Here is a 9068-nt window from a genome sequence, read left to right on the forward strand (position 1 = left end):
TTGAGCAGCCTGCGGCTAGTTTCCTAGTTTGCTCTTTGATTTTCATTGAGTATGAGATGCTGGTCTTTATCACATCCTATCTAGCTAAGCGGATACGCGTCACGATTCCATCTGGGTCTGTCACTTCTAACTGAGTTGATGTCAGCCACTTGATAGGCGCCTCAACTTCCTGTCCTCTTTCGGCAATTGCTAGAAGTTCTTCTTTGCTTGCGACTTCAATGACATAGTAGGCCAATCCGGGTAAACCTTGTTCACGTCTGGCTAGCCTTTTTCCTCCCCACTCGTTGACCGCTAAATGATGATGATAATCCCCAGACGCAATCCAACTAGCACTAGGTAGACTAAATTTATCCTCTAGTCCTAAAACCTTTTGATAAAACTGGCTTGCTACTTGACTATCCTTGACTGAAAGATGAATATGCCCCATGCGCGTAGTAGAAGCTATCTCAAAAGGTTCTACTTTACGTCCCATCTCATATATTTCTTGAGCAGATAAGGCTTCGGTCACTCCGACAATGCGCCCATCCTCACGAATATCCCAGTCCTCTACAGACTTATCCCGATAAATTTCAATCCCGTTCCCTTCTAAATCTTCCAGATAGATTGCTTCACTGTAGCCATGATCCGCCCCACCGACTAGCTGAATTTGCAGCTCTGCTATATGCTTAAACAGATTTGCCAATTCCTCACGACTTGGTAAAAGGATAGCTAGATGATAGAGACCATAGTGATCTTGCACCTCCTCTAGCCTGTCTGTTTTCAGTAAATGAACCAAAGCCTTTCCACCAGCTCCTAAGATACTTTCAGATTCTGTCTGAGAAAGAATCTCCAAGCCTAGAATCTGATGATAGAAGGCTGTTTGACTTGCCAAATCCTTTACATTTAAAACGGCTTCTGCCAAATAAATCTTACTATTGTATGCGTAGGTCATCTATTTCTCCTTTGTTCTTTTTGTTGTAACCTTATTTATTACAACATTATACTCCTTTTTTACTTGGAGTCAAGTAGAACAACTCAAATAGTAGGACCAAACGATGTTGGGCAAAAAGTCGACTTCAAGAGAAAATGAAGTAAATCTCCCCACAATAAAACACATAGTACCAAGGTTTCTCAAGACCTGATACTATGCGTTTTTCTGATTTCAAAGACTTCTTGCCCAGCCTCGTTTTTGTTTATCCTCGTCCGTCAGGGGCTGGACCGCCACCTCCAGGCATAGAATTGACAATATCTGTTTGTTTTTCGCCGTTGATGTAGATATCCCCACCTGTGTAGGTTGCTGTTCCATCAAAGTCAAAGCCTGATTGTCCTATCAATTTAATGGTTCCGCCTGTGACCGTGATATTCCCGTTTGAGTCAATTGGGTCTGTGTCCCCTTGACCGACTTCTACAGTTAGATTGCCACCTGTCATGGTAAAGTAAATGTCGCTTTGCTGGGCATTTTTATTAGCTGCATTGACTCCATCATCTGTCGAGTAGACATTGATATCGCCACCATTGATCGTAATGGCTTTCCCTTCAATTCCTTCTGTGGAATTCTTGACGGTGTAAGTACCACTATCAATCACTAGATTTCCAGAAGCGTGAATACCATCATCGCCTGCTGTGACTGTTATGGTATTGTTCGCCAAATACATATTTCCGACAGTCATATCGTCATCATTGTCAACTTTGACACCATCTTCCTTAGCATCGATCGTCATGGTCGCACCAGTGACATTAAGTTCATCATTGACATTAAAGGCATCGCCAACTGATGTGATGTTAAAGGTTCCACCTGTGATGTGGAGGGTGTCGTTAGCCTTGATAGCATTGCTTTTCTTGCCATCTACATTGAGAGTTCCTGAGCCATTGATGGTCAAATCAACCTTAGAGAAGAGAGCGGCATTTGCCTTTTCATCACTATTAGAGCTTGAGTCGGACAGACTGTTGGTGGTTCCCTCTGCTAGAGTGAGGTAGACATGACCTGCGCTTGTAGCCGAAATAGCCGCATCTGTATTGGTCATGGTTGCGCCTTTGAGAACAAGTTTCACATCATCAGACTTATCAGCTGCAATTTTAATTTGCACTCCGTCAGACTGACCAGAAATGACATAGGTACCTGCTTTTGAGATAGTCACTGTTGAGCCAGAAACTGTCACACCGTCTCCAGAGACACTTGCAGATGAGCCTGACAATTCAATCTTAGAGGCTGTATTTTCATCATAAGAAGTGTCGTAGTCCTTTTCTGTAAAATAAGAAGATTGACTATTTTTAGCTGAAGTTGTAATGGCAGTGGTATCTGCCGCTGCAGTTGTACTTGACTTGGTCGTTGACTGCCCACAAGCTGTCATCAAAGTCAAAGCTGTTAAACTGGTTAAGATTAGAGTCCATTTTTTTGATTTCATACTTTTTTCCTCGCCTTCATTTAGCTTGAGCTTAGTTTACAGGGGAAGTCTGAAAAAAATCTAAACTTTTTTCTGAAAGTTTTCTTAAGTTCAGTTTCAGTTAAGTTATCTTTAACAAAAGTTTTAGGAAAGTTCCCTAGACTAGTCACAAGCAAGTTCAACTTGCCCAGACACATATATCTTCTAATAAGATAGAGTGCTGAAACAGTTTGATCAAGGAGACAGGATTTATGAAACCAATTGAAACAAGCTTTAAACGAATTGAAACCAAATATGTCGTTACCAAGACTGACTTGGCTAATTTAATAGAAGACTTAAAAACATACCTCGTCGAGGATGACTATCCAACATCTACCATTTCTAATATCTACTTTGATACAGAGCAATTTGATATGATTCAGGATGATAGCCAAGGTACTAAGCGTAAAGAAAAGATTCGGATGCGAACCTATCTCAGTCAAGTCCAGCCTGATAGTCAGGTATTTTTAGAAATCAAATCCAAGGACAGTACTGGTGTCGGACGAAAATATCGTCTCTTGTCAACTCCCCAGTCTATCACCCAGTTTATGACCAAAGGACAGCTGGATAGCAGCATCAAGGACCAAATGATGATTGAAAAAATCCAGCAACTCCAAGAAGAATACCAGCAAGCCATCATCCCTCGTATGTATATCTACTACGACCGCTTTTCTCTCAAGGAAAAGAAAGAAATTAGCGGATTTCCCTACAATAAAATTCGTGTCACCATTGACCAAAATCTAACCTATCGTGATGAGAATGTCAGTTTATTTTCAGGAAAGGACGGTTTCCCTCTACTAAACGAGGACATTGTCATCATGGAAATTAAAGCACCTGGTAGAAAACCCCAATGGCTACAAGATATTCTCGACCAATATGGACTGGTAGAGCAGAAATTTTCAAAATACAGCTGCGCCTACCACAAGTCTCAAGGGCTGGACTATAGCCCACGACCAAGCACAGAAAGTGTAGGTACTACTTATGTCTAATCTTTTTAATTCTATTTTCAACGACACAACTGCTACTGCCAATCCTATCCAGCTCTTTCTAGCTCTCTTAGTCAGCCTGTTCTTAGGTTTGGCGCTGACATGGGCCTACAAACACCGTACCCTCTATACACGGGAATTTGCTGTTAGTTTGACCCTACTCCCCTGCTTGATGACCTTGGTCATCTTTCTGGTAAATGGCAGCTTAGGAACCTCTATCGCCGTTGCAGGAACCTTTAGCCTTATTCGTTTCCGTTCAGCCACCAGTGGCTCACGGGAACTAATTGCTATCTTTCTTGCCATGATTATCGGGCTGGCGGCAGGGACAGGCTACCTAACCTTAGCTGTTCTCTTCACTATCTTTATCTTAACGGTATGGCTTCTTTTAGAGAAACAACAAAGCAAGAGCAACCACCAACGTCGCAGACTATTAACCATCACAATTGCGAACCAAGAAGAGAAACTTCAAACTATCCAATCTGGACTGGCACAATTCTGTACTGAGTTAGACCTCATCTCGATTGATACCAGCAATGATGGAGAACAAGTCACCACTGTCTACGAAGTGGATTTCAAGGCTCAAACCGATGATTTTCAAGTCATCAATTACCTCACTAAAGAACAGGATACTTACCAGGTTTCCCTGACCAAGAATGCCAAGAAGAGAAAGAATTTGTAATTTTCAAATCAAATAGCAAACTAAGAGTCTCTTGAGTGCCGCCATTCTTTACCAATCAAAAAACTCCGTAGTCTCTAGCGCCATAGATCAGGCTAGAGATTACAGAGTTATTTTTTAATCTAAACTTCCTACAAGAGTATATTATCTACTGAAAGGATATGGTATTTGTAGGGAATACTTTAAAGAGTTCTTACAGGAAGTCAGTATTAACTAGTTATATTAGGTTTAGTTTACCCATTCACCATTGGCATTGACTCTATAGCCATCTACAGTTGTGTTGACTGCAAGGGCACCTGAGCCATTGACATAGTACCATTTATCTGATACTTTGAACCATTGGCTTGCTTTCATAGCACCTGACGCTTCAAGATAGTACCAAGTACCTCCATCTTTAAGCCAACCTGTTGCCATTGAACCGTTAGCATTTAGGTAGTACCATGAACCGTTGACTTTAGCCCAACCTGTTGCCATAGCGCCGTTAGCGTTGAGGTAGTACCATGAACCATTGTATTGGAGCCATCCTGTCGCCATAGCACCATTAGCGTTGAGGTAGTACCATGAGCCATTGTTTTGGAGCCAACCTGTTACCATAGCACCACTAGCGTTGAGGTAGTACCATGAACCGTTGTCTTGTAGCCATCCTTTCGCCATTGAACCATCAGTATTGTAGAAGTACCACATACCGTTTTCTTGTTTCCAACCTGTTTTTGGAGTGGCTGGTTGTGCTGGTTTTACTACAGAATATGAGCTGTATGATGGAACATATGATGAGTATGAAGGGACATATGTCGGATTAGATGGTCTTGCAGGAACAGAAGGTTGTGCTGGAGTTTCAGTTTTTGGCGGTTGCTGTTGAATCAAGCGGTTATATGCTTCTTCCGATTTACGAGCATAGTCTTCCTCAGCTCTTTGATCGTCTGTTTTCTCTGGTTGAGGAGCTGGAGCTGGTTTTTCTTTAGCTTTATCTTCTTCTGCAGCTTTTTTATTAGCTTCATCTATTGCTTCTTCAGCATCTTCAGCAGTTAATCCATTTTTGAAACCTTCTACAATTTTAGCTCTCGTTTCAGCTGCTTCTTTCTTTAATGCTTCAATCGTTTTTTGTTTTTGTGCTTCTAGTTCTGGATTATTTTTCGTATCAGCTTTTTCTAGCTCTTTAATTGTAGCTTCTAAAGCTTTATCGTAATTAGCTAAAAATTCTTTTTGGGCAGCTGCTTCTTCCTTAGCTTCTTTTTCTTCTGCAACTTCCTCTTCTTTAGCTTTTTCTTCTATTTCTTTTTCAGCGTCTTCTGCAGTTAGACCTTCTTTGAAGCGTTTTTCATAATCAGCCTTCTTATCTGCAGCTCGTTTTTTTAATTCATCAATAAACCCTTGAATTTGTTTTTCTAATTCTGGATCATTTTTTGCATTTTTTAAATCTTCTTCTAATTCTTTAACTGTAGTTTCTAAAGCTTTATCAAAATTAGATAAGAATTCTTTTTGAGCAGCTACTTCGGCTTCTTTCTCAGCCTTTTCAGCCGCCTCAAGTTGTCGCTTGGCAACTTCGAGTTTGTTTTTTTCGATATTTAATTCTTTCAACAGAGGAGTGACTTCAGGAATAGACTCATACATTTTTTTTGTATATTCTTCATCCTTAGCTTTCTGTTTTGTTGTTGTTTCATCTACTTTTTTATTCGCTTCATTAAATTTTTTAGTGTATTCCGGTTGGTTTGGATATTTATTTTTTTCTTCTTGTGCTTGTCTTAGTTCAAGATAAGCTTTCTGCAGCTCTCCATTAATTATTTGCCGTTCTTCATCTATTTTTCTAACGGCATTTGCCTTTTCTTCGGCTTTTTTCTGAGCTTCATCGTAATTTTTCTGAGCTTCGGCCACATTTTTTTCTGCCTCAGCAACCTTGCTCTTTGCCTGTTCTACGGTAGATGAAGCAGATGCTGTAGATGCCACCTCCGCTTTCACAGTTACTGGTGGAGACGCAACAAAACCAGCTCCTAAGATAGCGACACTGGCTAGACTTGTTAAAATCATTTTTTTCTTATTCATCTAAATTTACCTCTTTTCTGATAATCATTTTTAGACTATACTTATATTAAGTATACCCCCCCCCACAAATCTTTGTCAAGTGTTTTATATTAAATTTTTGTTACATTTTTGTTCGGAATTTTATTTGTTTTATCAAAGTTTTTATGAAAATCGTTTTGAAAACTTTTGTATTTCTTTACATTCTCTCCCTTAGAGTTTCTCTTTTATACTCACTTGACTTCAAAGACAAGGTGTGTATTTGCTTTTCGATTGCAGATAAAACTCACATTACCATATATCAAAAGGTTGATTTCTGAATTAGGAATAGTCTTGCATATTTGCGATGGATGATGACTCGTTCTTATTTTCAGTAAGTAGCAACTGACTCGAGACACTCCAAAAAAGAGGTCAATGTTCGCCATCAACCTCTTTCTTATCGTTCATTCTTGTTGCTAGTGAGACGGATAACTTACCTCTCAGTCGGCATGTTCATCCTAGCTTACCCATTCACCATTAGCATTGACACGGTAACCATCTGGTGTTGTTGTGTTAACAGCCAAAGCGCCTGAACCATTTGCATAGTACCAGTGTTGACCTACTTTAAACCAACCCGTCTTCATGATCCCTTCTTCATCAAGGTAATACCAGGTACCATTTTCCTTGTACCAACCTGTTTTCATAGCTCCTGAGCCATCAAAGTAGAACCATCTGCTACCATCTGTTCCCCAGCCTGTAAACATAGCACCTGAGTTACTTAGATAATACACCGATCCATCAACTTCTACAAATCCAGTCTGCATAACACCTAGATCATTCAAGTAGTACCATTGACCACCTGTTTTCAACCAGCCTGTCTTCACATCACCAGACTCATAAAAATACCACTTGCCATTAGACTGCACCCAGCCAGACTGATCAGACGTAGATTTTCTGAAATCTTTCAGCGGTGTTTCTACAACTATAGCTTTACTTTTAACTGTTGAAAGGTTTGAAGCAGTCACTTCTGTGTACTGAACAGCAGAACCATATCCACCAGCCAATTCCTCTGAAGAAGTCGTAGTTCCTAGAGCCAAAGCAACGGTTGCTGCTTTCTGAGGATTAGCTGCATTTTTAAAAGCAGCAAGACCCACATGGGTAAATTTAGGGTTAATCAAGTTCTCATAATAAGATGAAAATTCTTTTGATGTTTTATCTTTCTTTTTCGCCACATAGTTCGCCTTTTCAGCATGCCAGTTTTCAATTGCTTTTAGAAATCCATCAGGATTCAAATCTAAAGCTTCTCCACTTAGGCTATTACCAGATGGAAAGGCAGTCCAGTTGTTTTTGCTGGAAAGACGTTCAGCCTTCAGCGCAACAGATACCTCAGCAGCGCGTACAAAAGCCGTTTTCTCATGGTCAACTGACCATTTGACAGGAACATACTTATCTACCAAACCTTCGTCGGCTGCTTCTTTACGAATTTTATTGATAGCATCTAAAATAGATTGTTGATGAGGAGGCAAAAATTCTCCCTTGATTCCAACCAAAACATTGCCACTAGAAGGTTTTAGCACCTCTGAGGTCAATACATTGCCATCAGCAGATTGTGTTGCAACCAGTCTGTCGTTCGCAAAAACATCATTTGTCAAAACTGCTCCTGCCAAGGTCAAGGCCAAGGCACTAGCAAATACAATTTTCTTCATTTTCTTTCTTACTCCTTATTGTAGTTTGAATATTATCTTAACAGATACCTTTCAACGTTTAATTATATCATATTTTCCTACTATTTGTCTTTGCTTACCTATTCCTAAATCCCAAAAGTAGGCGCAATGATTCTTTATTTCACAACAAGTTCATAACGTGTCTTACTTGTGAAGGTTTGACCAGCTTTAAGGATGACTTGGTCTTTAAGATCACTGTGAATGGCATCTGGTAAAGCCTGCGCTTCAAGGGCAATCCCATTGTGCTGTAGCATTGGCTGACCTCCTATGATGACACTTTCATCCACAAAGTTTGCTGTGTAGACCACAAAGCAAGGAGCCTCTGTCTTAAAGAGCAGGAAGCGACCTGAATTTTGGTCATAAAGGAAACCAGCATTATCATGACCCACAGGAAGAGCAAATGGGTGATCCAAACCTGATACCAGCTGGATTTGCTCATCTTCTTCTGCAAAGATGTCTTTCAATAAGGCACCATTGTAGATGTGTTTAACCACATCACGATTAGCATCTGGAGTTTTGGCAGGAACACCGTCGGGAGCGATTGGGTAAATCCCCTCTGTATTTAGCTGGAAGACATGGCGGTCAATCGTCTGCGTGAAATCACCAGACAAGTTGAAATAGCTGTGGTTGGTTGGATTAACCAGCGTATCCTGATCGGTCGTTACCTTGTAGCTGATTTCGTAGGCACCAGTTTCTTCCAAGTGGTAACTGATCCAAATCTTGAGATTTCCAGGAAATCCTCCTGTCCCATCTATACGCTCTGTGTAGAGGGTCAAGCCATGGTCGCTCACTTCGGCTAGTTCAAACAAGCTCGAATCCCAACCAGTTGAACCACTATGGTTACAGTTGCTAGCATTATTAACCTCAAGGTCATAGGTCTTGTTATTCAGCTCAAAGGTCGCACCTGCAATACGGCCGGCCACAGGCCCTACGCTAGCCCCATGCTTGGGACTATTGCCTACATAACTATCAAAGTCATCAAATCCCAAGATAACATTGGCAAAATTTCCATCTTTGTCAGGTGTGACATAACGCAAAATGGTCGCACCATAAGTCATGACCTCAAGTTGGTAGCCACCGTCCGTCTCAAAACGATAGGCCAAGACATCTTGTCCCTCAACATTTCCAAACACACGCTCTGTGTATGCTTTCATTCTCTTCTCCTTTTACTATTTCTCTCAAGCAAACAAACCATAGAAAGCGCCTTGACAATCTATGGTTTATCTGATGATATACAAATCCTCTTGCAAGAATTCATAAACACTGTCTTATACTCAATGAAAAT

7 protein-coding genes are annotated in these 9068 nt (G+C 40.6%); 2 read left to right on the forward strand and 5 right to left on the reverse strand.

Going from position 1 to position 9068, the window contains the following annotated elements; translation table 11 throughout:
• Positions 1-76: 76 nt before the first annotated feature.
• Positions 77-931, reverse strand: coding sequence for a VOC family protein (locus HT730_RS07570; protein WP_173307239.1), 855 nt, complete (start codon positions 929-931; stop codon positions 77-79).
• Positions 932-1172: 241 nt separating this feature from the next.
• The gene (locus tag HT730_RS07575; protein WP_173307240.1) at positions 1173-2384 is read right to left on the reverse strand and encodes a carbohydrate-binding domain-containing protein; all 1212 of its coding nucleotides are present in this window, start codon (positions 2382-2384) and stop codon (positions 1173-1175) included.
• Positions 2385-2614: 230 nt separating this feature from the next.
• Here HT730_RS07575 and HT730_RS07580 point away from each other — a divergent pair, with 230 nt between their 5' ends.
• Together HT730_RS07580 and HT730_RS07585 are read left to right on the forward strand one after the other, a co-directional pair.
• A complete protein-coding gene (locus HT730_RS07580; RefSeq protein ID WP_173307241.1) occupies positions 2615-3391 on the forward strand; it encodes a polyphosphate polymerase domain-containing protein in 777 nt (258 codons plus the stop codon).
• Positions 3384-4067, forward strand: a complete 684-nt coding sequence (locus HT730_RS07585) for a DUF4956 domain-containing protein (protein ID WP_173283550.1) — start codon at positions 3384-3386, stop codon at positions 4065-4067. Before HT730_RS07580 ends, HT730_RS07585 begins: the two co-directional genes overlap by 8 nt.
• A 225-nt stretch (positions 4068-4292) precedes the next feature.
• On the opposite strand, the gene HT730_RS07590 is transcribed toward HT730_RS07585, so the two are convergent.
• From HT730_RS07590 to HT730_RS07600, 3 genes are all read right to left on the reverse strand, one after another.
• Positions 4293-6104 carry a nucleoside triphosphate hydrolase gene (locus HT730_RS07590; protein ID WP_173307242.1) on the reverse strand — a complete coding sequence of 604 codons (1812 nt, stop codon included), beginning with the start codon at positions 6102-6104 and terminating at the stop codon, positions 4293-4295.
• Positions 6105-6577: 473 nt separating this feature from the next.
• Positions 6578-7765, reverse strand: a complete 1188-nt coding sequence (locus HT730_RS07595) for a CAP domain-containing protein (RefSeq protein WP_173307243.1) — start codon at positions 7763-7765, stop codon at positions 6578-6580.
• Between the two features lie 134 nt (positions 7766-7899).
• On the reverse strand, positions 7900-8937 hold the full coding sequence (locus HT730_RS07600) for an aldose epimerase family protein (protein WP_173307244.1): 1038 nt from the start codon (positions 8935-8937) through the stop codon (positions 7900-7902).
• Between the last annotated feature and the right edge of the window lie 131 nt (positions 8938-9068).

Source organism: Streptococcus sp. k-628 (assembly GCF_013277475.1).
Classification (GTDB): domain Bacteria; phylum Bacillota; class Bacilli; order Lactobacillales; family Streptococcaceae; genus Streptococcus.